This window comes from Shewanella nanhaiensis, from assembly GCF_019457885.1.
Classification (GTDB): Bacteria; Pseudomonadota; Gammaproteobacteria; order Enterobacterales; family Shewanellaceae; genus Shewanella; species Shewanella nanhaiensis.
The window spans coordinates 18459-43522 of sequence record NZ_JAHZST010000024.1 but is presented as its reverse complement, the minus strand read 5'-3'; the positions used below and the strand labels follow the sequence as shown (position 1 = coordinate 43522).

At 41.0% G+C, this 25064-nt stretch carries 25 protein-coding genes; 14 read left to right on the top strand and 11 right to left on the bottom strand.

Annotated features, from left to right (window positions below; genetic code table 11):
• Positions 1-11: 11 nt before the first annotated feature.
• Positions 12-1325: a Xaa-Pro dipeptidase gene (locus tag K0625_RS22160; protein ID WP_232847243.1), complete on the top strand. Its 1314-nt coding sequence runs from the start codon at positions 12-14 to the stop codon at positions 1323-1325.
• Between the two features lie 69 nt (positions 1326-1394).
• Here the strand turns inward: K0625_RS22160 and K0625_RS22155 are convergent, their stop codons facing one another.
• The 5 genes from K0625_RS22155 to K0625_RS22135 all read right to left on the bottom strand — a co-directional run bounded on the left by K0625_RS22155 (position 1395) and on the right by K0625_RS22135 (position 7297).
• Positions 1395-3116 (bottom strand): AMP-binding protein, encoded by a 1722-nt coding sequence (locus tag K0625_RS22155; protein ID WP_220111629.1) that lies wholly within the window; start codon positions 3114-3116, stop codon positions 1395-1397.
• A 196-nt stretch (positions 3117-3312) separates the two neighbouring features.
• Positions 3313-4572, bottom strand: coding sequence for an RNA polymerase sigma factor (locus K0625_RS22150; protein WP_232847242.1), 1260 nt, complete (start codon positions 4570-4572; stop codon positions 3313-3315).
• Positions 4569-4916 (bottom strand): YciI family protein, encoded by a 348-nt coding sequence (locus K0625_RS22145; RefSeq protein WP_220111628.1) that lies wholly within the window; start codon positions 4914-4916, stop codon positions 4569-4571. Before K0625_RS22145 ends, K0625_RS22150 begins: the two co-directional genes overlap by 4 nt.
• A 405-nt stretch (positions 4917-5321) precedes the next feature.
• Positions 5322-6539 (bottom strand): HD domain-containing phosphohydrolase, encoded by a 1218-nt coding sequence (locus tag K0625_RS22140; RefSeq protein WP_220111627.1) that lies wholly within the window; start codon positions 6537-6539, stop codon positions 5322-5324.
• A gap of 104 nt (positions 6540-6643) precedes the next feature.
• Entirely contained in the window at positions 6644-7297 is a 654-nt protein-coding gene (locus K0625_RS22135) for a CatB-related O-acetyltransferase (protein WP_220111626.1), read from the bottom strand.
• An 86-nt stretch (positions 7298-7383) separates the two neighbouring features.
• On the opposite strand from K0625_RS22135, the gene K0625_RS22130 reads away from it, so the two are divergent.
• On the top strand, positions 7384-8334 hold the full coding sequence (locus K0625_RS22130; RefSeq protein WP_220111625.1) for a LysR family transcriptional regulator: 951 nt from the start codon (positions 7384-7386) through the stop codon (positions 8332-8334).
• A gap of 90 nt (positions 8335-8424) precedes the next feature.
• On the opposite strand, the gene K0625_RS22125 is transcribed toward K0625_RS22130, so the two are convergent.
• Complete coding sequence (locus tag K0625_RS22125; protein ID WP_220111624.1) at positions 8425-9486, bottom strand: PepSY-associated TM helix domain-containing protein; 1062 nt, start codon at positions 9484-9486, stop codon at positions 8425-8427.
• A gap of 645 nt (positions 9487-10131) precedes the next feature.
• On the opposite strand from K0625_RS22125, the gene K0625_RS22120 reads away from it, so the two are divergent.
• The 12 genes from K0625_RS22120 to K0625_RS22065 all read left to right on the top strand — a co-directional run bounded on the left by K0625_RS22120 (position 10132) and on the right by K0625_RS22065 (position 19190).
• Positions 10132-11412 (top strand): S8 family serine peptidase, encoded by a 1281-nt coding sequence (locus K0625_RS22120; RefSeq protein WP_232847241.1) that lies wholly within the window; start codon positions 10132-10134, stop codon positions 11410-11412.
• Between the two features lie 410 nt (positions 11413-11822).
• A complete protein-coding gene (locus K0625_RS22115) occupies positions 11823-12428 on the top strand; it encodes a helix-turn-helix transcriptional regulator (protein ID WP_220111623.1) in 606 nt (201 codons plus the stop codon).
• 102 nt (positions 12429-12530) lie between these two features.
• The gene (locus tag K0625_RS22110; protein WP_220111622.1) at positions 12531-13097 is read left to right on the top strand and encodes a sigma-70 family RNA polymerase sigma factor; all 567 of its coding nucleotides are present in this window, start codon (positions 12531-12533) and stop codon (positions 13095-13097) included.
• Between the two features lie 72 nt (positions 13098-13169).
• Positions 13170-13790, top strand: a complete 621-nt coding sequence (locus K0625_RS22105; RefSeq protein WP_220111621.1) for a hypothetical protein — start codon at positions 13170-13172, stop codon at positions 13788-13790.
• 13 nt (positions 13791-13803) lie between these two features.
• A complete protein-coding gene (locus K0625_RS22100; RefSeq protein ID WP_220111620.1) occupies positions 13804-14424 on the top strand; it encodes a hypothetical protein in 621 nt (206 codons plus the stop codon).
• A gap of 245 nt (positions 14425-14669) precedes the next feature.
• Positions 14670-15179: a hypothetical protein gene (locus tag K0625_RS22095; protein ID WP_220111619.1), complete on the top strand. Its 510-nt coding sequence runs from the start codon at positions 14670-14672 to the stop codon at positions 15177-15179.
• 54 nt (positions 15180-15233) lie between these two features.
• Positions 15234-15854 (top strand): hypothetical protein, encoded by a 621-nt coding sequence (locus K0625_RS22090; protein WP_220111618.1) that lies wholly within the window; start codon positions 15234-15236, stop codon positions 15852-15854.
• A gap of 53 nt (positions 15855-15907) precedes the next feature.
• On the top strand, positions 15908-16528 hold the full coding sequence (locus tag K0625_RS22085) for a hypothetical protein (protein ID WP_220111617.1): 621 nt from the start codon (positions 15908-15910) through the stop codon (positions 16526-16528).
• A 102-nt stretch (positions 16529-16630) separates the two neighbouring features.
• Positions 16631-16975 (top strand): hypothetical protein, encoded by a 345-nt coding sequence (locus tag K0625_RS22080; RefSeq protein WP_220111616.1) that lies wholly within the window; start codon positions 16631-16633, stop codon positions 16973-16975.
• A 34-nt stretch (positions 16976-17009) separates the two neighbouring features.
• Positions 17010-17363 carry a hypothetical protein gene (locus K0625_RS22075; protein WP_220111615.1) on the top strand — a complete coding sequence of 118 codons (354 nt, stop codon included), beginning with the start codon at positions 17010-17012 and terminating at the stop codon, positions 17361-17363.
• 140 nt (positions 17364-17503) lie between these two features.
• On the top strand, positions 17504-18181 hold the full coding sequence (locus K0625_RS22070) for an EAL domain-containing protein (RefSeq protein WP_220111614.1): 678 nt from the start codon (positions 17504-17506) through the stop codon (positions 18179-18181).
• Between the two features lie 82 nt (positions 18182-18263).
• Positions 18264-19190: a glycosyl hydrolase family 18 protein gene (locus K0625_RS22065; RefSeq protein ID WP_220111613.1), complete on the top strand. Its 927-nt coding sequence runs from the start codon at positions 18264-18266 to the stop codon at positions 19188-19190.
• A gap of 74 nt (positions 19191-19264) precedes the next feature.
• On the opposite strand, the gene K0625_RS22060 is transcribed toward K0625_RS22065, so the two are convergent.
• The 5 genes from K0625_RS22060 to K0625_RS22040 form a co-directional block, all read right to left on the bottom strand.
• Positions 19265-20170: a YeeE/YedE thiosulfate transporter family protein gene (locus K0625_RS22060; protein ID WP_220111612.1), complete on the bottom strand. Its 906-nt coding sequence runs from the start codon at positions 20168-20170 to the stop codon at positions 19265-19267.
• Positions 20171-20540: 370 nt separating this feature from the next.
• Positions 20541-21461 carry a DUF4124 domain-containing protein gene (locus K0625_RS22055; protein ID WP_220111611.1) on the bottom strand — a complete coding sequence of 307 codons (921 nt, stop codon included), beginning with the start codon at positions 21459-21461 and terminating at the stop codon, positions 20541-20543.
• 561 nt (positions 21462-22022) lie between these two features.
• Complete coding sequence (locus K0625_RS22050; RefSeq protein WP_220111610.1) at positions 22023-22703, bottom strand: GAD-like domain-containing protein; 681 nt, start codon at positions 22701-22703, stop codon at positions 22023-22025.
• Positions 22696-23031 (bottom strand): immunity protein YezG family protein, encoded by a 336-nt coding sequence (locus K0625_RS22045; RefSeq protein WP_220111609.1) that lies wholly within the window; start codon positions 23029-23031, stop codon positions 22696-22698. The genes K0625_RS22050 and K0625_RS22045 overlap by 8 nt, the downstream gene beginning before the upstream one ends.
• A gap of 3 nt (positions 23032-23034) precedes the next feature.
• Positions 23035-24915, bottom strand: coding sequence for a DNA/RNA non-specific endonuclease (locus tag K0625_RS22040; RefSeq protein WP_220111608.1), 1881 nt, complete (start codon positions 24913-24915; stop codon positions 23035-23037).
• Between the last annotated feature and the right edge of the window lie 149 nt (positions 24916-25064).

Sequence of the window (25064 nt, the reverse complement as noted above, 5' to 3'; positions counted from 1 at the left end):
TGGAAGCGAGTATGAAAACCACTGAGATAATAGATAAGACCTACATCAAACGGCTCCCTAAGAGATTGGCTATCACAGCATTACTCAGCTTAGGTATTCACTTGCCAGTTTTTGCACAAGACACCTTATTGATCGCTGATGGCTATGTGGATGTTGCTAAGGGAAAAACCGTAGAAAATGCAGCGATCATTGTTAGTAATAACCAGATAGTTAAGGTCACAAAGCAAGATAAACTAACAGATAGAGCTTCCTATAATCTGATTGATCTAAGTGGCAAAGTCTTGGTACCAGGTGTCATGGATATGCACGTGCACCTCGCAGGTGACGCAGAAGATGACTTCTTAGCAGCCCAAAATTACTCCATTCCCCGCCAGACAGTTAAAGCGGTTAAAAATGCCAAGCTGACATTGTTAGCAGGTTTTACTACAGTTCGCGATCTCGGCGCATCAGGCTATGCCGTTATCGCCACTCGTGATGGTATTAATGCCGGCGAAATTCCAGGTCCTAGGATCTGGGCTGTCGGCAATCCAATCAGTATCACAGGTGGTCATTGTGATGATAACTTCTCGGCTCCTGAGAAAAAATCGATCGCTGATGGTGTCGCCGACGGACCTTGGGCTGTTAGAGCTAAAGTGCGTGAAAACATAAAATTTGGCGCCAATGCCATCAAGGTTTGTGCAACTGGCGGTGTGTTTTCCAAAGGCACAAAAGTCGGTGTACAACAGCTCAGCTATGAGGAGATAAAGTCTGCAGTCGATGAAGCGCATATGCGTGGTTTAACCATTGCGGCTCACGCTCATGGCACCAGTGGAATAAAAGCATCGATAAAAGCTGGGATCGACAGTATTGAACACTGCAGCTTTATGGATAAAGAAGCGATAAAGATGGCCATTAAGGCTGGTACCTATCTCTCCTGTGATATCTACAACACTGAGTATACCCTTGCCTTTGGCGCTGCAAATGGGGTGCCTGAGGAGAATATCAATAAAGAGAAGTTGGTGTCTAAAGCCCAAAGAGAGAGCTTTAGAGAAGCGGTTAAAGAGGGGGCGAATATGGTGTTTGGCTCAGATGCAGCTATCTATCCCCATGGTGACAATGGTAAGCAGTTCTCCCGTATGGTCACCTTTGGCATGACCCCCATTCAAGCCCTTCAGGCAGCAACCATCAATAGTGCAGCCCTACTTAAGCAAGATAATTTGGGTCAGATAAAAGCGGGGTTTATGGCTGATATTATCGCTGTCGATGGTGATCCGTTAGAAAATATTAGCTTAATGGAAAATGTCACCTTTGTGATGAAAGATGGCCAAGTCTATAAACAGCAGTAATATCAATTAGCATTAACACCAACAATGCCAGTCATCTCGACTGGCATTTTGTCTATGGACAAGAAGAATCTATACATTGTTTTGATTCAAGCCTTGATGTAGCTCCTGATACATCATCTCTCGCATCTTAAATTTCTGTATCTTACCCGTCACAGTCATGGGGTATTGCGTAACGAACTTAATGTAGCGTGGCACTTTAAAATAGGCGAGTTTTTGCTCCAAAAAACCACGAATTGACTCCTCAGCACCGACACAACCGGGTCTGAGTTTTATCCAAGCACAGACCTCCTCACCGTACTTTTCACTCTTGACACCAAAGACGGCAACATCTTGTACATCGCCGTGGGTAAACAGCTTCTCCTCAATCTCTCTAGGGTAGATATTCTCACCGCCACGTATGATCATATCCTTAATGCGCCCCACAATTTTAACGTAACCCTCAGAGTCCATAACACCGATATCCCCTGAGTGCAGCCAGCCCTGCTTATCGATTGTGGCCGCTGTTTTCTCTATATCATTCCAGTAGCCCTGCATTACACAATAACCTTGGCTGCACACCTCTCCAGCCTCACCTACTGGCAAGATGTCACCAAACTCATCGATAACTTTGACGTTAGTATGGGCCAAAGCACGACCAACTGTGGTCACTCGCTTATCCAAAGGAGAGTCTATCTCAGTGATGTGATTGATCGGGCTACACTCGGTTTGCCCATAACCAATTAGCACCTCTTTCATGTACATCAATTTTTGTACTCGGCGCATCACCTCCTCAGGACAGGTCGCGCCAGCCATGATCCCGGTTCGTAAACTAGTTAAGTTAAACTGAGCAAACTCTTCGAGTTCAAGCATGGAAATAAACATAGTAGGTACCCCATGAAGCCCACTGCAACGCTCCTCTTCAACCACCTGTAAACAGGTAAGCGGTTCAAAAGACTCTGAAGGAAAAACAGCCGTCGCTCCCTTGGCGATACAGACTAAATTACCCAGCACCATGCCAAAACAGTGATAGAGAGGTACCGGAATACATAGTTTGTCATCACTGCTTAGATCCATCATCTCAGCCACTAACAAACCGTTATTTAAAATATTGTGATGACTCAGTGTTGCACCTTTGGGTAAACCTGTAGTACCTGAAGTAAACTGAATGTTAATGGCATCTTGTGCGTTAAGATGCTGACTGACATGCTTAAGTCTGTGCTTATCATCAGAGGTTAAAGGTCGTATTAATTGGTCAAAGTTAAACATACCCTGTGAATGTGTCTCTCCCATGCGGATCACATGTTTTAGATCTGGTAAAGCTGCAGATGATAACTGACCAGGCCCACACTCATTAAGTTCGGGAGCCAACTCATACAGGGTTTTAAGATAATGGCTGCTTTTAAACTTCTCAGCGCAAATAATAGCGCTGCAGCCTACATTAGTCAGTGAAAACGCAAGCTCCTCTGCTCGATATGCGGGATTAATACAGACCATAATGGCCCCTATTTTTGCCGTCGCAAACTGAGTTAAACACCATTCGATATTATTTGGAGACCAGATCCCAACCCTATCCCCAGGCTTAATACCAAGTTCTAACAGACCAATGGCAAGCTCATCGATATGTTGCTGGTATTCTCGATAGTTCCAACGAATATTTTGATGCTTAACTACGATGGCTAAGCTCTCTGGGTATTGCGCTGCAACCTGATCGAGATAATCACCTATGGTGAGTTCCGAAAGTGTCCGTTTGTCGCTACCAGCAAACTGACTAAGGGTTAATGGGGATGAGTTAACTTTACTGTTTTCCGACATATGGCTCCCTGCATATCGTGTTGTAAGATCTGTTGATGAAAAAGGTGTTCACTTCCCAAAAAGATATATGCAGACTAACTAATCACAGCAAGCTTTCACAAGTTAAACCGACAATTTCGAACTAAAAAACAGGCGATAAGCTTCAAATATGATGATGAAACTGGATAAGAGATAAGAGATAAGTGCTAGTGATAGCTTAATGCCCTTCCCCTCTACTTTTAGTAAACCTGCGCTTAAGGAGAGTACAAATTTGTGAGCTGGGTGCGAAATGAATAGCCTCGGCACTATAACGCTCGCCTAACTCATTATTGCCGGTTCTAAAATGCAGATCGGCAAGTACAGCACTCCATTGATAGCTTAAGCCTAGCCAACCGGGTGGCGTGGCAGCTTGCAAAATCTCTAAGCCTGCAGCTGCGCCCTTCCACTGTGCAACTGCTATCGCGCGATTTAACTGATGAAGGGCTGAGGGCGTCGATTGCTCTAGTAGCAGGTAGCACTCAGCAATTCGCTCCCAATTGGTCTCCTTGAAAGAGGGGGCAAGGCAGTGTTCAGCAGCCACTCCCGCTTCGGCATGATAGCGTGAGAAACATTTTCCCTGAGCCGAACTCGCTAACCAGTAGAGGCCTTGCTCAATACAGCCTCTATCCCATAAGGACCTATCTTGCTCTTCCAGTAAAAGTAGTGAACCGAATTCATCCTCTCTTGCACCCATTCTCGATAGATGAAGGTACATTAAAGAGAGTAACGCATGGCATTCGGGTTTATCCCCAACGGAGTGATTAACTAAGATCAGAGTTAGTCGTATCGCTTCTTCACAAAGATCTTTTCGAATTGCAAAGTCCACATTAGAGGACAGATGCCCCTCAGTAAACATCAGATAGAGTACGCGGTTTATTGCTGGTAAACGCTTAATGTAATCACGACTTGATAAGTCAAACGCTGGAGGGGCAGTATTTTTGAGGACATGACGAGCACGACTCAAACGTTTATATATATTTGCTTCATTTGAAAATAACCGAATAGCAATCTCATTAATACTAAAGCCACACAGAGTTTTAAGTGCAAAAACAAGCTGTGACTCGATGGGAATACTGTGATCGCAGCAGATAAACAGCATGCGCAACAGCTCATCTTCAAGCTCATTAGATAGATAGAACTGAGGTAGTTCAGCCACCTTTTCAGTCAGCTGTTCTATGTTATCTTGTAACAACTGATTGTGCCTACTCTCACTCCTTAGCTCGCTCACAAGCCTATTACTTGCAACTCTGAAAAGCCACGCGGTGGGATTTTTAGGTATTTGCTCTCTTATCCAGTTATCCAATGCTGCGGTTAACGCAAACTGCACGGCATCTTCGACCATCTCAATATGTCGCATCCCAACTCGATGCGACAGTAGTGAGACCAACTTTCCATACTCATGACGAAACAGATGATCAACCAGCTCCTTGGCTATCAAGGCTTGTGTATCTCTCTTATCTCAACACTAGAGCCTGGCATTGAGACACCAGGACTTGCTTGAACTATCTCTGTAGCAAACTCTAAGCTGTCGGCAGAGACTATCATAAAGCCTCCTATAATCTCTTTAGACTCAATAAATGGACCATCATGGGCACTGTCTTGCTTCACGACTCTACCATCAGCATTGAGTTTGCCCCCCATATCGACAATATGTTCACCATATTTATCTTTCCAAGCATTAAATTTGGCATACATTGCCTCCATTTGTGACGGCGACGGTGAAGGGGTAGATTCACAGGGACCAGACTGACTGCGTTGGATACAGAGAAACTGCTTAGACATAATATTTCCTTAATTTTCTAGAAGCTATAAAGTGTTATCGACTTTGTCACGGTTTTAAAACCGAATCGATATCTCTATGACGCATGAGCAAATCATTCTTGGACACTAGATTGAAAATAATTGTCATCTTTGCCTAAAAATGAGTTTTGGCGTGATATCAGAATGATTTAAGTAAAAGTGGTTACATCAAAACTAAGCGAATCCCCCAAGATAATCCAGTCGTTAGCTGGCCAAGTTTTGCGAGCACTTGTATGGGAAAAGTAGCAAAAGGTCACAGTAATCAACGACACAAATAGATGTTACCGGACTCATTAAAGCTTAGAGAAAATAGATCACTGGTCTGTCATCTAATCTTATTGGGATTGAAGATAAAAACTACGTACCGCCATGTTGTTAATATTACTCTCAATGGTTAGCCGCCCCCACAACCTGATTAAATATCTCAACCCAGAAGGGATCGAACTGGGTGCCGGAGAAGTTATTTATCTCATTCATGGTCCGAACCAAAGGCCGCTTGAGCAGGGTATGATGCGCTCTTTCATGTGATCTGGCATCGAAGGTGTCTGCTATGGCGATAATTTTAGCCCCATCGCAAATTTTATCTCCAGTAAGATGATTTGGGTATCCTGAGCCATCTATCTGTTCATGATGCTGTAGAACCATCAAGGCTGCATCGCCCCACTTTTCAAATTCGCTTAACAAAAGGGAACTGGTGCCAGGGTGACGCTGTAAAGCATACCTTTCATTTTCACTTAAAGCGCCGGTATTGATCAACAAGGATCGAGATAGAAATGACATACCCAGATCGTGCATCATCACCGCCACTGCAAGTTGAGAGGCATCGACTCTGTTTCCAGAACGCTCATTCATTGCCAGAGATAGAACCAATAAACGAAGTGTACGCCCTTTCCAATAAAATGAGCGGCTCTCTAAAGGAGTACTCAGATTTTTAAAGAAACGAATGTCTTCATCAAGATCGACACCATGCTTTTCAAGCACATCATCAAACTCTTTATCTTTTACAGATTCATTACTAATTAAGTAGTCTGTGTTGACCCTAAGCTCTCTAGTATCACATTTTTCTTCCGCTTCCCCAGCCATCGAGGAGTCCAGTTGGGACTGAACTTCAAGGTGAGTATCAGGATCTAAGATAAACAGGCAAGCTTTGATATATTCAATTCTATCTTCAGGCCCAACATCGGCCATACAACTAATGTTAATGCACAAGCTATCGATATCATCATCAGAGAGTACAAGAGAAGCCCCCTCTATTCTTGCTTGAACCATGCTCTCAGTTCTATCCAGTGAGAGTAAAATGACATCACAGAGCAAGCTATCGTATGGGATCTGTTTATGGCGGATAGCATCCAGAAGATCTTCTAAGCTTTGGATCATCGGAGTGAGGTCTTTCAGACCTACATAGACAAGGTTGCCCTTTATGGTATGGATCGATCTGAATAGAGAGTTAAGTAAGGTGTCGTTATTCGGATCGTCTTCAAGTTGGATCAAAACCGAGTCACAGGTACTGTGTGCACTCTTAAAGTCATCGAAAAACTCTTCAATGGCATCCATATCAACTTGAACCTCATCACCATCCTGTAAAGAGCCACTTTGATAAAGCATCCCACACTCCATTTGATCTTGGATAGAACCTGTCCTAAGTATAGACAGATAGATAGGTTCTACCCTATGTAACAAACTCTATAATTGATGCATCCATTACTTATTTAAGTAATGGATGCAAAATGATATTTAAACAGTCCCTCCACATCACCGCTACAGAGCAGTGGCATCCCGCCTTTAAGTTTTTCCATTGGCCAATCCCACCACTTTATCTGTAGTAATTTTTCAATAGTGGCATCGTTAAAACGCTTTCTCACCAGCTGATTATTGCCAACAACAAGGCTATATGGTGCAACATCTTTAGTTATGACAGCTCTTGCACCAATGACCGCGCCATTACCTATATAAACACCAGGCATTATCATGGCTTCACTGCCAATCCACACATCATTGCCAATGATAGTGTCACCTGAACGTTGAAAGCCACTGTCTACACCCTCACCAAATGTCTCCGTCGAGAAAGGATAGGTAGATACCCAATCAATTCGATGCCCTTGATTACCGGCAAGCATAAATGTTGCCCCGGAGGCAATAGAGCAAAATTTACCTATAATAAGTTTATCAACTTCTCCATACACGCCACTCTCCCAAATATCAGAGGTGGAGCCATCTCCCAACAAGTAACGTACAGCTTGCTCCTCAAATGAACCTCCATGGTAAAAACCTGAATAATATGAGTGTTCCCCTACTTGAATATTTGGGTTAGTGATCTGCTCTTTTAGCCTTTCGGAATCAAGCCAACTATTAAATTGTTTCATTACAACTCTCCTCTTTAATATTGCAAAGAGTCTAGCTGCTCACTATTATTTCCAGAACCTACAAAAATGATAATCAAAATTACCATATGGAAATAATCTGGTTAAGTTACCTCCCCCTTTACATTCAACTTTGCGAAGAAAAAAGTATCTCAGCAACAGCACAGCGACTGGGCTGCTCCAATGCTCATGTGAGTCGCCAGTTAGTCAAGTTGGAAAATTTGCTAAATAAGCAGTTGATCCACAGAACAACAAGGCAGTTCGTAGTAACACAAGATGGTCTTGAATTTTATCATCAGGCTAAAGCGTTAATGGAGCATGCTGAAGCTATTGAAAACAAACTTTTCAATAACAATGTGGCTTCAGGAAGAGTTAAAATATCAGCTTCAAGCTCTTTCGGAGCAGGCAGACTCTCCTCGCTACTCGCTGAATTCAATACGCTCTACCCAAGGATAGAGATTGAACTGCTGTTTACAGAGCAGATGTCTGATCTTGTTCAAGAGAGTTTCGATATTGCTGTTTACCTAACAGATACTCCACCAGAGGGACTGGTTGGCCATAAAATGAAAGCGGTAACTTGTGCCCCTTACGCGCTTGATACTTATATTGAACAACATGGCATTATTAACCACCCCGCTGAATTAAACCGTTACCAACACATTATCTATAAGAGTGAAATACTCAATCTGGATAACTGGACTTTTGTCAAAGATGAGAGCAACCAAGAGTACGAGCACACATCTAAAATCACACAATTTAATAATAGAGAAAGCTGCAATATCAAACTTGATGGTAGCTTTAAAACAAACCTTATTCCTTCTATGGTTGAAGCCATGTTGGCGGGAATCGGCGTCGCGACACTTGCAGACTTTGCGCTAGATAAACTCACGAAGAGTGAACGTAACAGAGTGGTACGGTTACTTCCTCAATGGCGAACAACAGCTATATTACCGCTTTATATTCTCTACCCCAGGAGAGAGCACCTACCTAAACGAACCCAATTAGTCATTGAGTTTCTAAAAAACAGACTGAAGGCTTAACAAAAACAGCAACACTCAGCCCCTTCAATTTTGTTTGAAGGAGCAGAGTATCAAGAGGGCTAACATGCCCAATGAGGGAAAAAGAGTATTTTAACTCACTTTTACTTTCACAAGAGGTTTAGCTTTTACACGAGCGATAATCTCTTTTCGAGTAAAGGTCACTAACACAAATCCCACCATTAACGTGCCAACAATTGAGCTAATGATCAGTAAAAGCAGGTACCAAGTTGGCATTCTAGCGCCATCATGTAAAAAGCGGGCACTGTACTTTAACTGATAGGCTAAGCCTTTATCGCTAAAGGTTTGAGCTGACTCTAACCGACCCGTATTTAGATCAATTTTTATCGTATCGGTTTGCAATAAACCTAAGGCATTATCACCATTAAAGCTTAATGAGTAGATGTAACCTGTTGCCTCAGCTTTGCGAGGCTTGGAGATTGAAACTAACTCAGAGTTTGGCCATAAAGACTGCGCAGCTAAAATCTGTGCTCGCCAGTTATCAGCCTGAGCTAGTACAGGTTTCACACGGTTATCATCCAGTGTTGATTCTCCCCATGAACCATAAGTGATATAGGCACCGCTAATGGACATCACTAATAGTGGAATTGAGAAGATCAGCCCTAGCTGAATATGACTCTTGATTAACGCGCTGTTCTTGCCGTTTTTAGGTAGCGTCTGTTTCCACCTAAATCCTTTACGAATTAACCACCACAGATAAAGACCGATAAACATAATCACTGTCGCTAAAATGGCACTAACTGCATTGACGTGTTTACCCGGATCACTGAGCTGGAAATTACGATGAAACCAAAACATCCAGCTTTGCAGTGAATTTTTGTTTTTCACTTGAGTACTAATCTCATCAAGCCCTGTGGTTAAAAATATTGATTGTTGCCGCGTATAGGCCTCAACGTAAGGCGACATTTCAGTCGGCAGTTTTACGCCATTCATCTCTGGATAACTGAGCAATATTTGGCTGGCTATTTCCGCTTTTTGCTCGTGGGTTAAGCTAACATATTGCTGATTTTTGTCATCTAAACGTTTAAACAGATCCGCACAACCTAGGTAGATCCCTGTTGTTAACACTATTAGCATGATCAAACTGATAAAAAAACCAATCCAGTTATGCAGTGTCTTTAAAAGCTTTGTCATTTCGATTCTTATTATTGCTTACAATGGCGCAAGATTATCAGCACCGAACGGGAATTCAATACTCAAAAAGGAATTTACAAAGTAATGATTAGTTTGTCATTGCCCGCCCCTTAATGACTTGTAACACTAAGCTAGCTCATACTTTGCGGCGTTACCTCTAATCTTAATATGCCCAATCCGTAAATAAGTAAAACTTTATTACAGAATTTCCCTTACATTATCTTTAAATCAAAAAACTAGTACCTGAAGCATTCTAAATTAATATTCCTTTCACTTTTTGGTTATACCAATATACCAAAAATCTGCCGCAAAGATATTTTTACATTGACTCTTTAATGAGACGGTTTTTAGACTATTGTTTTGCTAAATATCTTCTAACGCAATTAATATAACTAGCTGTATGTGAAACGGTATCTGTTTACCACTTCACATGTAACTAGGTCTAAGATCTAAATCAGCAAACCAGAAATGTCACGATATAAAAATGACAATTAGTTCTATTGATAAACATTTAAAAATAAGGCAGGTTATCTATCGTGTTACAAAATAGTTAACAAGCAGCTATTTTGTGTGAGTAACAAAGCAGACTGATTCTGCTTACCCTTAAAAATAATGATTTAATACTAATAATAAGTAGGCTGGTTTATGAATTTTAAAATGAAATATCTCGCAGCAAGCATGTTGATTTTAGGTAGTAGTTCAGTTGTTGCAGGCAACTCAGATGGTAAATTAGATGTGATTGTAAAATTAAACTCTGATTTAGCCATTTCTGGTCACCAAGCAAATAAGAGTAACGCAAAGAACTTAGCCGCTGGTATGGGCGTTGGCGCGGTTAAATACTCTTATGGTAGTGCATTTTTTGGTTTCTCAGCATCTGTAACTCAAGGTCGATTAGATGCGCTACGAAATAACCCAAATGTTGCATCTATTGAGTTCGATGGCATTAAAACAATTAATAAAGGTAAACCTGGTGGAGGCAACCCACCTGCAGCGCAAACCATGCCTTGGGGCATTGCACGCACTGGAGCTGATGCTAACTCAAACGAAGGCGCTGGCGTACATGTGTATGTTCTCGATACAGGTTTAGATTCAGATCACCCTGATTTGGCTGCTAACATCAGTAACAGCATGGCATTTGAGCAGTGTAAAGGCAGAAGCTGCAGTAACCCTTGGGATGATGATCATGGTCATGGCACCCATGTTGGTGGCACTATCGGAGCATTAAATAATGATATCGACGTTGTCGGTATGGCTTCACAAGTCACTTTACATGCCGCAAAAATCTGTTCAAGCCGTGGTTCATGCCCGAACTCAAGCACCATTGCAGCACTTGACTGGGTTACCTCTGAGGTACAAGCGCGTGGCGAAGCTGCTGTCGTTAACATGTCTATTGGTGGTAGCGGCAATGTAACTGGTAGTTGTACCAATAGCGGCTTTACAGGTAATGACTCTTACCATGAAGCTATCTGTAATGCGCGTAATGCAGGTGTCGTTGTTGTGGTTGCTGCAGGTAATGACAGCGATAACGCAGTAAACTACACGCCTGCAGGATACTCAGACACAGTGATCACTGTAAGCTCAGCCAAAGAGGGAGATGATTGGAATAGCTTCTCTAACTGGGGCGCTCAAAGTGCTAGCTGGACAACAAACAACTCTGCACCAGTGGCCATCGCGGCGCCAGGCGGCAGTGTCTTGTCACTCAGAGCTGGTGGTGGTACTACAACAATGAGCGGAACCTCAATGGCCTCACCTCATGTTGCTGGCGCTGCGGCTCTTTTCTTAGCTTCAAATCCGCAGCAAGCGAACGGAACAGCATTTGAAAATACCCGTGCACAGCTCCTACAGTCTGCTGAAAGTACCAATAACTTCAGCAACACGACAGGCGATCCACACTCTGAAGACTTTTTAGATGCTTCAAACCTTTAATGCTGTAAGCATTAAAGTGGCACTCTAATGTCGAACCACTACTAAAAAGGCTTAGTGCTTTACTAAGCCTTTTCTTTATATCTCTACTATTTCCCCCTCTGCCAACTTGCCACTAATGGCTCATTTCTACTGTAATGGTCTGTAATATTCCAACGATATTTAACATGGTAATTTACTATAAAAAAATAACCAGTTTTGAATCCACCCTGACTAACACAGTGAGAGAATAGAGATGTTAAACATAAAAAAACAGCAACAAAACATTATCATTAATTGATATAGGTGAAGAGAGAAAACTTCCAATACATAAACTGTTAAAAGATAATGACTATAATGTCCATTTCATTAGCATTTTCCCTCCTGACAACATAAAGCAACTTTCAGAAACAAAGCTATTAATCATAGATGTAATGAATAAGAACTCACAAGCAGTGTTTTCCATATTAAGAGCAATATCTACTACCTTTCATAGAGTAGGTATAACCACTCCCCCAATACTCGCTATTGAAGATATAGCATCAACAGAGAAGCAGAGATTATTTTCCTCAGGAATTCGAGACTATATAAGCTTTCCAATAATAAAAGAGGAGCTACTCTATAGGATCCGTAATGCATTACATCACGTTGAAAGTGTCACCGATGCAAGGAAGCATAAAGTATCTGAAAATGAAATATTAGCAATCAGAACCGCTGAATACCTCAAGAGCCAAATAGCAAATGAGATAAGCTTAAAGTCTCTCACTAAAGAGATTGGAACTAATAGAAACAAACTCTCATCAGCATTTAATCAAACCTATGGTATGACAGTTTTTTCTTGGATACGGCAACAAAGAATGCAATATGCCGCTAAGCTGCTAAAAAATACCTCATTAACAATTTTGCAAGTTTCTGAAAGTGTTGGTTACCCTGACTCAAATAATTTTTCAACAGCATTTAGACGAGCCTTTAATCAATCACCAAGGGAATATAGAGCAAATACAAGTATTGATGCATCTAGCAAAGAAACTCATGCATAAATAAAAGGTTTTTAACTCAAAAAGTCATATTATTTAATCAAAATAGATGAGGGGGATAACTGATAGCTATTATCTTTATCCCCACTATACAAGGAATGTATAATGAATAAAGTTAACAAGCCTAGCTGCATAATCAATCCTGCTAAAAAAATAACGCTAATGTATGAACTGCAGCAAAGGCCTGATGACTACTTCTCCTGCTGGCCTTCGATATCAGAACATCTTTACAAATACTGTAGATTTAAATTAATGCTGAACCACTGGGATGCGGAGGATGTTGTCGGAGACACAATGCTTAAAGCTTATGATAGCTTTAAGACAGCTAATCCAAGTTCCAATATACGAGGGTGGTTAACCCTGCTTGCCAGAAACATACAATTCGACAAATTGAGACGATCCCAATCAAAAAGTATTGAGGCTACCTTTAGTAACCAAGAATACCTTATAGACGAACCTTTCAAAAATAGTGCAGACATAAAGTCTATCAAAGTAGTAAAAGCAGTAATAAATAGACTCAACGATAAAAACAAAGCAATTACCTTTGACTTTTTCTTTAATGAGAAAAACTACAAAGAGATAAGTCATGAGCATAGTATTCCAGCACACCAAGTCAGACAGCGTATCCACCGTGCAAGAGAAAAGATAAAAACATCACTAAATAAAATATAAATGGAACGAAGTCCACTTTAAAACGTTTATATAACAAACCACCAATTAACATAAATAAAAAGGAGTAACGACATGCTTTGTGACACAAAGATCACCTATATCAATCGTTCACTTAATAAAGATATGCCAAAGATATTTATATTCTCGGCAAATGAGCTCCCCTCCTTTAATGCATTACAAAATGGAATAGCGTGGAAAGTCATAGAGTCAATAGGGCAAGACTCCATGAGCACATTTACCTACCCTGTAAAAACAGAGATTTTCGCTACTTGGGAGCAAGGCATTAACCAAACAAAATCACTCACTTGTTTACCAGGGAAACGCTACACGGTCACTGAAAAAAACTCAGGTATCGTATTGATAGAGAACGGTAATGCTGTAAAAGGCGATGAGATAGAGTTAACAAACGAAATAAAAGTTCAAAACGGTGTTAGCGCCTACTTAAGTAAGAATGACAAGGTACTTATTTCTAAAAAAATTGTTGCCTACGGTCAGAAAGCCACCTTTAAATTAAAACCAAAATTATATTGGGGAATAGCATCAGAGATACAGACCTCTCACGCAATTAGTTCAGCAGTATTAGATTCTGATTCATTCTTCGAACAAAATCTAGAAAATGTATCTGCGGCAAAGGTGGTTTTAACTGGCAATGCAAAAGAGGGATATTCCTTTTTCATTGAAGAACAAGAATAACTAAGGAAATGTAATGGCCACTAACATTAAGTTCATCAACAACTCTACAAATAAAAACCTTTTCAGCATTATTATTACTGCTAAAAACAATATTTCCACATTTGATATGGTGACAGATGGTATTGCTTGGCGAGTATTAAAAAATATTGGGCGTGGTTCTCAGTCTTCCTTTAAGTATAACTCTAACTATTCAATAAGAGCTGGTTGGGATAATGGGGAAAATGTAACGAGTCTTCTTAAAGCCCAGACAGGTAAGAAATATCAAGTCACAAATAATAACACAGGTATTATTTTACAAAATATTGGAAATACAAATTCAACAGAAGAAATAGAACTAATCAACAATATTAAGGTTGATGATGGCGTACTGGCGCAAATCTTTAATGATAACAAGATAATCATGGGAAAGAAAAGCGTTGGTTATGGCCAAAGTGCAGTATTCAAACCTAGTAACAAACTCTATTGGGGTATTGCATCAGAAATAGATGAGGGTAAAGGATTAAGCTCTAAATCTGCAGTATTAAACTCAAACAGTTTTTTTGAGCTTGACCTAGATGGAATATCAGATGCATTAGTCTCCCTTAACGGTAATGCAAAAGATGGCTTTTTCTTCCAAACAGAATATCAGAAATAAGTATTTACTATGGCTTACTTTGAAATTAAAGGTCTTAGGAATGACGAACTAACCCGATTAATTCCGCAAGAAGGTATTTGGATTTATAGGAAATTAGCGAACGGAAACCTGAGTATCAGTTCAAACCGCTCTGCTCTTTCAAAAAAGAATAGTCTTTTGCTAAAAAAAAAGTAGAGCGCTTAGGTGCAGTGCTCATTAACAGCTCACCTTCAATTCACCCACCCACCAACCAAAGGAAAACAAGTATGAGTAGTCAAATTGTAATGGCTTCTAGCTATTCAGTAAAAGATGAGGACAGTTTTAAATCTGCATTAATCAATGCGCTTGGTTCGGAAAATAGCCTCCAATCAGGAATACAACAGCAGCTCAATGAGATTGCTAAAAATGCTGAAAAGTCGAAATTAAAAGATAGCGTTATCTCGATTGAGTCCAGCATTAAGCCACAATCAGGGGATTCTGATACTGCAATCTCCCTCACCGTTGCCGATGATCTGTCAACATTAACTGTTCCACAAGCTGTCGCAATGGAACTGGAAGTCACAGTCATTGACACAGTCTCAGCCGATAGCAGTGAAACTGGCGTAGCAATGTCTGTTTCAACCACAAAAAGTTATCCGCTAGACAGTAATACCACCACAGGTATTGCTCAAGTCGTAACCGCATTGGGACTCTTTAATGAGGGAAAACTGTTTGATGCAAAACTCACTTCAGCCACAACAAAAGAGAGTAAATCAACAGATAAACCTGCCAGTTAACGCGATAGCCAATAACAAGCATCACCCACACTTACTCACTAAAAAGGAGGACGTATGTCTTCAAATGTAGAAATCACCTATATCAATAAATCCATGAATAAAGATCTACCCACTATCTTTGTCTTCACTAAAAATGAAACACCCACCTTTGATGCTTTAAAAGAGGGAGTGGCTTGGAGAGTTATTCCAGATATTGGCCGAGCGTCTTCGAGCAAATTTAACTTCCCCATTGAAACCAGTGTCGGAGCGACTTGGCAAGGCGGCCAAAACAAGACTCAGGTTTTAGACTCAACAATCGGTAAACGTTATACCGTCAGCAAAGATGATACCGGCGTGGTATTGGCGGCTAATGGTAATGCTTCAGACACTAAATCTATTGATGTTAATAACGATGTCAACGTCCCCAATGGCATAAGTGCTGAGTTATACAAAGATGGCAAGCTAATGATGACAAAAAATATTGTTGGCTTTGGTCAAAAAGCAACCTTTGTCTTAAAACCAAAACTGTATTGGGGCGTAGCCTCTGAGATACAGGAGAGTCAACTACTTAACTCTGCCGTACTAGATACAGATAAGTTTTTTGAACAAGATTTAGAGGGCGTAACTAAAGTAACGGTATCCCTAAATGGTAACGCAGAAAGCGGTTACAGCTTCAAAATTGAAGATCAAGAGTAACCCGACAAACTCTATTCACATACTCATCAATCATGACTAAATAAGGATTATCTATGTCATCTAATATCGAAATTACCTATATCAATAAATCAATGAACAAAGATCTACCTAGTATTTTTGTTTTTACCAAAAATGAAACGCCTACTTTCGATGCGTTAAAAGAGGGAGTAGCCTGGAGAGTTATCCCTGATATCGGAAGATCTTCTTCAAGCACATTTAACTTCCCTATCGAAACCAGCGTTGGCGCAACCTGGATGGATGGGCAAAACACGACTCAAGTCCTGTCGTCAACCATCGGTAAGCGATATACCGTTGATAAAAATGACACCGGTGTTGTTCTGGCTGCCAACGGCAATGCATCTGATACTAAATCCATTGAAGTTAATAACAATGTCAATGTACCGAACGGGATCAGTGCTCAGCTCTACAAAGATGGCAAGCTGATGATGGCAAAGAACATCGTTGGATATAACCAAAAAGCCACTTTCGTACTCAAACCAAAGCTTTACTGGGGCGTCGCGTCTGAGATCCAAGAGAGTCAATTACTAAACTCAGCAGTCCTCAATAGTGATAGCTTTTTTGAGCAAGACTTAGAGGGTGTAACTAAAGCGACTATCTCGCTCAACGGCAATGCTGAAGATGGCTATAGCTTTAAAATAGAAAGTCAGCAGTAACTCCCTTTTTTATCATCTAGCTAATTTGTTGAGGCCTATTTATAGGTCTCAATTTTATCTGGTTATCTAATTCAACTATCTACTCTAGTTCAGGAACATCAAATGAAAAAATCAATCTATCTAGGCGCTCTATTGCCCATAATGCTTTCAATCACTCCCGTAGCTCTTGCTAACAGCTGTAATATTAATATCCAACAAGGCGGTACTCCAATCACTGCTAACCAATATAACACTTGGAAAAACAGAATCCTTAACTCTAGCAATGCAGCTCTTCGCCAAGCCTACATTGATGATCAGTGCACGATTAGGCAAGGCCCTCACGGTGGTGGCTTTGTGCCTGCAAACGCTAATAACCCTCATATTACAGTCCGTATCTGGGATGGCGATATTTGCCATGTTTTCACAAAAGTAGGTCAGCAACCCACCTTCCCTACAACCTGCATGTAACCACTTAATCAAATACAAAAAAAGGATATTAATCATGGCAACTTTAACAAGGCAATCAGTTCAGCAATGCATTATGGCCTCTTATGGCCAATATTGTATAAGCGCTCAAGGTGATATCGTTTGCAATACAACAGATGACGGAAACGTTGACATTCAATGTCAGATTGTTAATACACGATTTAATAGCGGTTTTGCTGGTGACAGGATGAGAGTTGATGAGGTAGACAACTTAAGAGTTTGGTGTCAAACACACCCTGGACTTGAAAATGGTGTTGATTGGTCCTTTGGCTTCAGAGGTACTGATCACGCTCATCCTGACAGTATTAACGTTACCTTGATAGATAGAACGAACTTAATGTTTAACTTTCACATCTACCTAACTGCATAACAGGAAGTATTAGCTGAAGGTATTTGAGCTGTACTTTAGCTAATACATTTTATCGTATTACTCCTGCTTACTATTACAGTGCCAAGCCGCATTATCATTCATAACCTACAGCTCATTTTTTAATTAAATAAGATATTTTTATGGATAAAAATAATCAATTTGTAAAAATGCCAATTATGACAGCCAGCGGTACTGTTTTTGGCTATGAAGTGCTACTACGGAAGTTTAACGGTATCTCACTAGATACCTTTAATCGATATCCTGAACTCTATACCGAATTTTGTTATGAGATATTGAGCGCAATATCCTTCCTAGATAATAATCAAAAGATTAGAAAGAAAGGAGAAAGCCTTTTTATCAACCTAACCCTTGACCAGCTATTATCCGATGGCGCCCTTAGCTTTCTCAATCAATGCTATAAATCAGACTCTAAAGTCGATGATGTCATTATAGAGATCACTGAAAATGAAATGCTTTATCAAAATACAGCCATGCTTCAGGAGAGGATCTTGCTCTTTAGGGCATTTGGCTATCAATTTGCAATCGACGATTTTGGTGTTGAACACTCAAACTTTCAACGAGTATTCGATATAAGGCCTGACTTTATTAAGCTAGATAGCAAAATGGTCATCACATACTCAGAGCAAGCACAGCTAAACCCAGCTTTTAAGCACCTAATCGATTTCTGCCACCAAATCAATACTCAGGTCATCGCAGAGGGGATCGAAAGTGAAAAAACTTATAAAAGACTCACTTTAGACAAAGTGGATTATTTTCAAGGCTATCTATTTGGACAACCACAACGGCTTGATCTTTAGAAAGTGTAATCTTAAGTAATAACCACTCACCAGCCACACAACTATTGTGTTAACTCACATCAAAAATTCAAAGGAGATGAATATGTCACAAACAAAGCAATGGCCTAATACTGCAATGGTCGGGTATATAGATACAACAGCAACCGGCGCAATGTCAGCCATCACCAAGGAGCAAATACAAAACTACAACGTTATTATATTTGGTTTTACAGACGCTAATGGTGAGCTACCACCTCAATTGCAACAGGCGATAAAGGAAATTCGCGAACTTGAAGCTCCAGATACCTTAAACCTTATCTCAGTAGGTGGTGCAGGCGGTACATTGTCACTGACGTCGCAAACGATAACTAATCTATTAAGCGGGCTTAAAAGCGAGCAGCTTGACGGTATTGATCTTGATTTAGAAGATCCAAGTATTGATATTGATACGCTCTCAAGTTTTACAGCCGAACTCAGTCTACAACTAGCCGACAACTACCTGCTCACCATGGCGCCTATTTTAGCCGGGACACCCGATCAACCTACTCTGAATATTCCAGGTGGAGCAAGCCTAAAGCCTCTTTATAGCCAGCTTCACTTTGATGCGATATTGGTACAAGCCTATAACTCAGGAACTTACTTTAGCTACCCACTACCGAGTGATAAAAATGTACTTGTTTCAGAGTCTTCAACAAACATCATCTCAGCGGCCTACAACAGCTTACAAAAAGATGGTGAGATACTAAGTACGAGCAAGATAGTGATAGGTATACCAAGCAATGCAGGGGCTGCCCCCACACAGTCAAACCTGTGGGATACAGTCAATTTTGAGGCGATTCCTGTAGAGATCCTCTCAAACGTAAAAAGCATTCAACTTGGAGAGTATGGGATTGACGCGACACAGTTTGGTGGGCTAATGAGCTGGAGTCTAAATTGCGATGCTCAGCCATCATCCTATCCTCCCTATAGCGGCGTGCAGAATTCACCAGCTGGTTACTTTGCGGCTAAAGTCGCGAGCAAAGTGGTCTAGATAATCTTGCATTAAGCAGAGGGGACAAATAGAGTAATAACCTTGCAAGAGGTTATTACTCGCTATCTGATTTTTTACTTCATTAATACCACAAGCTTTCTACCTAGATAGATCCCAACAAGCATAGAGAATACAGTGCTCACACCTGCCGGAGAGAAAGATGGAAGAGCGAGCAGAAGCTGAGTATCATTTCCGCCACTGGCAATCGCAGCACCCACCCCCATCAACACACCCGCACTAAGGTGTTTTACACACTGCTTACCATTTACCGGCAATAGCTGAAATGTTTTTGCTTTAAATGCTGATAACACCATTCCCGCCACTAAAGCAGCGATCAATATAAAGCGATCAGTAGCAGGCCATTGACCCTCACCTACCAACCACACCGAATGGCTAATATCTTTTAACAGTGCACTCGGTGTCCAATGTTGCTCCGTTAAAAATACAATGCTAGCCATTAACCCAATCAGCAGCATACTGATCCACACTTTACGGTTCTCTGGACTCATAGAAAAGAGCAGAAATAGAATAATCACAGAGAGTGAAGCCAGCATACTGTTATGCCATATCGGTGAGAGGTTGAATGTGACCAAATTGATATCCGGCGCTAACTTAGTCAGCACTGTCCAGCCAGCTAACCAACCACATACAGTCAACATCATCGCCATATGACCTCGGGCCAACCGGCTAATCGTAGAAACACCACAGCCGTTATTTATCGCTGCTCCAAATCCAAATAGAAAGCCACCAAAAAGTGCCCAAAGTGAAAACTCATAGGAGATAAAGGGAGTTTGAATATCAAGGTAGTAGCCAACAAGAATAGATACCCAAGAGAGAACACCACTAAAGAGTATCGCCAACAGAAACATGGGTCTGCCCTTTCCTGCTTCATTCACACCACGCACCATGCACAGGCCTATCGACTGAGCAAGAAAGCCAAGTGCAGCGAGAAGTAAAATAGAGATAATAAACAAGATCATAAAAGAGGGTTTTCCCCTAACTCAATAATTCGAGAGCCGTTAATGAACTAAATCAAAAGGCTTAGGTAGATAGAAATACTATATGTTTAGAGGTAAATAAAGTGTTAATGCTAATTATTGCGGTTTAATAGTAAAGGACGAGCTTTGCCCTGCGAGGTCGGTACTTCGTACCTGCGAGAGCGTTCGCAAGCTCACTTCTAGGTTCTAGGGTAAGAACTAGAGCCATAAACGAATTACTCCCACTGCCGTCATCCCGGGCTTGTTCCGGGATCTATTGTTTGCTGTATATGTGAGCTTTCTCTGTGTTCTCTGTGCTTGATAGCTTTTATTTTGGCAGTAAGGATTAAAGGCAAGTGACTGATGAGATTCTCTACTTATGCTGTTGAGATTTTTGCCAGCGTTGCCAGTCTCGATTTAGCTGGTCTAAACCGCCTGAATAGTTTGCAAGCGTGGTCTCTGGTGTTTTGTTTTGACAACGATTGCGACTGAAATCATGAAATAATGCAGCTAATATTGCTCGCCCTTTTTGACCAGACATTAGAAAAGCGATGAAGTGTTGGGAATGCAGATAGAGTGAGTTACGTTTATTCCCTGCCCAATCGTTACCAGACGCGGTTAATAGATTATCTAATGTCATCAAGGAAAACTTGCTGGACTGCTTTATTGCAGACCTTAGTTGACGCTTAGTGACGAGCTCATAACGAACCTTTTTATCTAAACTCATTAAGTAACTTGGTGATTCAAAATATTCTGCTAGTCCTTCATTAAACCAGCGTTGAGTGTGCCCAAATTGGCCAGAGTTCATCACGTGTACAGCTTCATGAATTGATGTTTTAAAGGCTTGCGGATCACTTTTATGCCACACAACAGCAAGATTATGCCGACTAGAATAGAAGCCTTGGCTAGCTGCAGCTAAGTTTGAATACTTCATTCTTAATTTGTCATATGAGTGCAAGTTACCAGCTAATGTCAGATCGATTTTAATCGGCTGTAGTTCTCGCTTAGGTAGGTATTGACGATAAACAGCATCAATCTGCTGCATTGTGGCTGTTAGTTTGTTTCTGAAAAATGGCGGTGGATTGGTTGCTATAGAGTTTATTTCGAGCTCAAAGCTGTATTTAGGCTCTGTATATTGAGTTAACTCCCCTTTTGCATCGGCTGATGCGGTATCTGAGAAATGAGTCAGCCCCTTCTCATCAACCCAGGTATAGATCCCATTGACGCGCTTTTGCGATTCACGCCCCTGTTTAACGGTTAACCTTTCACAGCTAAGTCTTTGGGTGTTGGTCATGGTTTGAGCATGAACTTCAATAGCGCGAAGCGCTTCTATCGGGCTCTGTTCATTCGAGCTTGGATTGAGACATCCACTGGCACTTGCTCAGAAAATAGATTGTCTAATACTGATACTCTGAACCACTTTGTTTGATAGTGATTGACTAATAAGCCAATGACAGCAATAAATAAAACTAAGAGTATGTAACGACTCAATCGGCTTTCCATTGCCTTGTACCTCTGTAATTATGAAGATCACCAATATATGCTGCTAAAAAGATACATTGAGAAAGTAACTTCATAATACCTAACAAGATATTTTAGTAAATGAGTAATCCCTCTGAAGGGCCTTCCCCACTATATTTGTTGACAGAAGTAGGATATAAATGCCCGTTTTCTCTGGATGTTGCTTCCCTACACATAAATGTAAGGGTGAGATAATCTGCTTTTCTCCAAATCCTCTGTGCTAAGTAGCTTTTGTTTTTATGAGAGTAAGAGGTAATCCCCCTACTCTTAACTTTTAACCAACTTGCAGATTTCTGTCCTCTACTTTGGCAAAAGTTGGCTAGATGAAAACGAGTTATTTATGCAGTGCATTGGACATGGCGACGATATCAGCCATTACAGTTATTTCGCCTAAGTCTGCTAGAAATGTCAGGTGCTCTAATGCTTTTACTTTCTGAAGATTTTCGAGCTTAGGTGCACCACCGATAGCAAGTGCAGGCACAAAACCATACATCTCATCAGCTTCTAATGGGCCAAGCTTGGCCATAGCACGTTCGAAAAGTGGGTTTTTATCGAGATCTTGCTCTTCCATATTTGACTTTCTTTTAGAAGAGTAAAACTTTTCAATTAGTTTCTCTTCACCAATAGTTTTAAGCTTTTCACTTTGATCTGAAGGAAAAATCATACTGAAATTGGTTACAATATCTAATGAAGCACCGGAGGTTTCTCCCCATATATATAGCTTCCCGAATGCACTACGCCCTATGACATAATACTTATCAATTCCAGCTACCTCTCTTTGTTCAAATACAGTACCTAACAACCACTGCGCTAAAATATCTTTGTAGTCATCGGGGTTAACAGTCCAAAAGATACCTTCGCCCCAACCACAAAAGCCATATTCCTGCCAATATTCTAATAGGCGAGCAGGCAATTTATCTTCAAAGAACTCAAGCTCTTCAGCAGTTGGTTGTTTAGATTTAACTGCTGGACCAAAGCCTGCGAAAATATAAAAGTTATCAAAAAATTTATTCATTACTCAAACGTTCAATCTCATCTGCTAACTCTTGATCCCACTCAAATTCCATATTGAACTTACCTGAAGGCTCTAAAGAAAATTTTGCACGATTCCATTTATTATCTTGGTTGTCAGTGGTTAGTTCATGAAGCTCTTTAAACAATTTAAAAAGTGGGTACCCGCCTTTTAAATCACATTCAACACCTTGCTCAGAAATATATGAAGTATCAAATTCAGCAGCGCCTTCAAAAAACTCCACATCAACTTTACAGCCAGACCATTCTTCATCGATTTGATTGAGCATATGTTGTGCTATTGCAGTGTATATAGAATCAATTGTTTCCAAATTTTATCCTCCTGGTTGATTGATTAACGTTACAGATTTCTTTTTCCCATCAATTAGGTATGTAATATCAAAGGCTTCTGGTCTATTGCTACCTTCATCATAAATAGCATCGATACTAACACTAACTTTTTTAGGCGGGTCACCTTTTAACGCATCAGCCCATTTGTTCTCCATTCGTTTCCAAGCACCTTTATTTAAATTGCCATCCATAGCTGCGTAGTTGATCTGTTCGCCAGGTCCATTAAAGATCGAAGCAATGATATGACCACCTTCATCATCATCTAAACCGTCTTTAATCCCGTCTTGTTTACCCGCTTTTCCTTGTTGATAGGTATTTCTATCTTGCTTGGTTAAATCAAGTTCCCCAGAAACTGATTTAACTCTACCAAGATCATCTGTTTCATATGTGTAGTTGCCTACTTTGTATTTAGAATTCGCCTTTAGCTTACCATTCAACTCTTTATTCCATGAGCCTTTTTTACCTTGCTCTAACTCGATAACTTTCGTTGGTTGCCCTTTGCTAAGCGATAGTTCATTGTCTTTCTTGTAGGGCACAATGTCATGCTGATTATTGATTTTTTTCAGAGATTTAGAAATATCAGCGACGATATTGATCGTGCCTTCTAAAGCTTTACCGCCTTTACGGGCTGTGGTGGCGGTAAATAACATGCCTGCTGCGACAGGGCCGCCGACACCGCCGGCTAAAGTACCTACAGCGGTGCCACCCGCAACAACTGCGGTGTCCATTCCCAGCTGAGTTGCTTGGTAAGCGGTTAACTCGGCGACTTGATCTTCTGGTAGTGCTGCAATGATTCGTTTGGGCACACTGGCTAACATTTCACGGCTAGTAGGATCACTTAGAAGCAGTATGAGAGTTTCCATGGTTTTACGGGCTTCGTTGAGCCCTTGACCACCTCTGTCCTTCCATTGCTGTAATTTAGCCTCTAGTGCATCTATGTTGCCTGTGCTAATGGCCTCTATTAGCATGGTGATGTCTATGTCGGCGGCATCCATTAACTTACCGAAATCACCTAAGTCAGGGATATATTCAGTAAAACCGTTAGATGCCCCCTCCTTTGTTGCCTTGGCAATTTCCCATGTTTGAGCTAGGTATGAGAGATTATCAAAGGCTTCACTTTCGGCATTTAACGCTGCAATTTTGTCGTCGACGGCAAGTTTAAAGGATTCAGTTACCTCAATAAGCTGAGTTTGCTTGGCTTTCTCTTTTGCTGCAAGTACGTGATCAGCTACCTGCTTAGCAGTGTCATTGAGTGCTTGATCAAGTTGCTTATATTGGTCTTTTAATGCTAATTCAGCGGCGGCTTTTTCAGCTTCATCACCAAATATAACTTTGGCGGGATAATTAGGCCCGCCTTCTACCATGGCCCAGCCTTGGTTATTGAGCACACCTTTAATGACAGTTTTCCCTGGATCGCTGAAAATCACACTGTAGGGCACATCGCTGGCGTAGGTTTTTTCGCTGTCATCGTAGCAAAGCTGAAGCTCAAGCTTAGGTGGAGCCTTGCCAAAGTTATCGCTAATCAGCGCAGGTTTAGGCTCCTCTTTAGCCTCTTTGACTTGAGAAGTATCGGCAATATAGTCAAGCGGCGGTGCAGGATCTAGATTGCCATTGTTTGGAGCCGCTGCTCCTATAGGACCAGAAGATTGAAAGCGATTGGTAAGCTGAGAAACTGTTTGCGTACTGATCCCGCCGGCAAACGCTGAGCTTGCCAGTGGATTCCCCTGCTCCATGGTAAATACAGGAGAAGCTGGTGAATCTCTGAGTACCACATATGTGCCCTGCTCAAGTTCACTTTTGACTCTTTCAGGACTTCGGCCAGAGGGAGTGATCGCTTGCCAGTCACTATCTGTTAAGACTGACAAGTCAGATTCTATGTGTGTAGCATCCTGAATCATTAAAGAATCAACTGAGGCTAATCGTATCGACATTCTGCGTGACTTCCTGTTACGGCATAATTGAGAACGAGGTATTTGGACCTAAATCTTATGATTTATGGCTTTGGATCTATGGC

What these genes read in the sequence shown, in the direction of transcription:
- K0625_RS22160 (WP_232847243.1), top strand. Translation starts at nt 12, where the DNA reads ATGAAAACCACTGAGATAATAGATAAGACCTACATCAAACGGCTCCCT.
- K0625_RS22155 (WP_220111629.1), bottom strand. Translation starts at nt 3,116, where the DNA reads ATGTCGGAAAACAGTAAAGTTAACTCATCCCCATTAACCCTTAGTCAG.
- K0625_RS22145 (WP_220111628.1), bottom strand. Translation starts at nt 4,916, where the DNA reads ATGTCTAAGCAGTTTCTCTGTATCCAACGCAGTCAGTCTGGTCCCTGT.
- K0625_RS22140 (WP_220111627.1), bottom strand. Translation starts at nt 6,539, where the DNA reads ATGCTTTATCAAAGTGGCTCTTTACAGGATGGTGATGAGGTTCAAGTT.
- K0625_RS22135 (WP_220111626.1), bottom strand. Translation starts at nt 7,297, where the DNA reads ATGAAACAATTTAATAGTTGGCTTGATTCCGAAAGGCTAAAAGAGCAG.
- K0625_RS22130 (WP_220111625.1), top strand. Translation starts at nt 7,384, where the DNA reads ATGGAAATAATCTGGTTAAGTTACCTCCCCCTTTACATTCAACTTTGC.
- K0625_RS22125 (WP_220111624.1), bottom strand. Translation starts at nt 9,486, where the DNA reads ATGACAAAGCTTTTAAAGACACTGCATAACTGGATTGGTTTTTTTATC.
- K0625_RS22120 (WP_232847241.1), top strand. Translation starts at nt 10,132, where the DNA reads ATGAATTTTAAAATGAAATATCTCGCAGCAAGCATGTTGATTTTAGGT.
- K0625_RS22115 (WP_220111623.1), top strand. Translation starts at nt 11,823, where the DNA reads ATGAATAAGAACTCACAAGCAGTGTTTTCCATATTAAGAGCAATATCT.
- K0625_RS22110 (WP_220111622.1), top strand. Translation starts at nt 12,531, where the DNA reads ATGAATAAAGTTAACAAGCCTAGCTGCATAATCAATCCTGCTAAAAAA.
- K0625_RS22105 (WP_220111621.1), top strand. Translation starts at nt 13,170, where the DNA reads ATGCTTTGTGACACAAAGATCACCTATATCAATCGTTCACTTAATAAA.
- K0625_RS22100 (WP_220111620.1), top strand. Translation starts at nt 13,804, where the DNA reads ATGGCCACTAACATTAAGTTCATCAACAACTCTACAAATAAAAACCTT.
- K0625_RS22095 (WP_220111619.1), top strand. Translation starts at nt 14,670, where the DNA reads ATGAGTAGTCAAATTGTAATGGCTTCTAGCTATTCAGTAAAAGATGAG.
- K0625_RS22090 (WP_220111618.1), top strand. Translation starts at nt 15,234, where the DNA reads ATGTCTTCAAATGTAGAAATCACCTATATCAATAAATCCATGAATAAA.
- K0625_RS22085 (WP_220111617.1), top strand. Translation starts at nt 15,908, where the DNA reads ATGTCATCTAATATCGAAATTACCTATATCAATAAATCAATGAACAAA.
- K0625_RS22080 (WP_220111616.1), top strand. Translation starts at nt 16,631, where the DNA reads ATGAAAAAATCAATCTATCTAGGCGCTCTATTGCCCATAATGCTTTCA.
- K0625_RS22075 (WP_220111615.1), top strand. Translation starts at nt 17,010, where the DNA reads ATGGCAACTTTAACAAGGCAATCAGTTCAGCAATGCATTATGGCCTCT.
- K0625_RS22070 (WP_220111614.1), top strand. Translation starts at nt 17,504, where the DNA reads ATGGATAAAAATAATCAATTTGTAAAAATGCCAATTATGACAGCCAGC.
- K0625_RS22065 (WP_220111613.1), top strand. Translation starts at nt 18,264, where the DNA reads ATGTCACAAACAAAGCAATGGCCTAATACTGCAATGGTCGGGTATATA.
- K0625_RS22060 (WP_220111612.1), bottom strand. Translation starts at nt 20,170, where the DNA reads ATGATCTTGTTTATTATCTCTATTTTACTTCTCGCTGCACTTGGCTTT.
- K0625_RS22055 (WP_220111611.1), bottom strand. Translation starts at nt 21,461, where the DNA reads ATGACCAACACCCAAAGACTTAGCTGTGAAAGGTTAACCGTTAAACAG.
- K0625_RS22050 (WP_220111610.1), bottom strand. Translation starts at nt 22,703, where the DNA reads ATGAATAAATTTTTTGATAACTTTTATATTTTCGCAGGCTTTGGTCCA.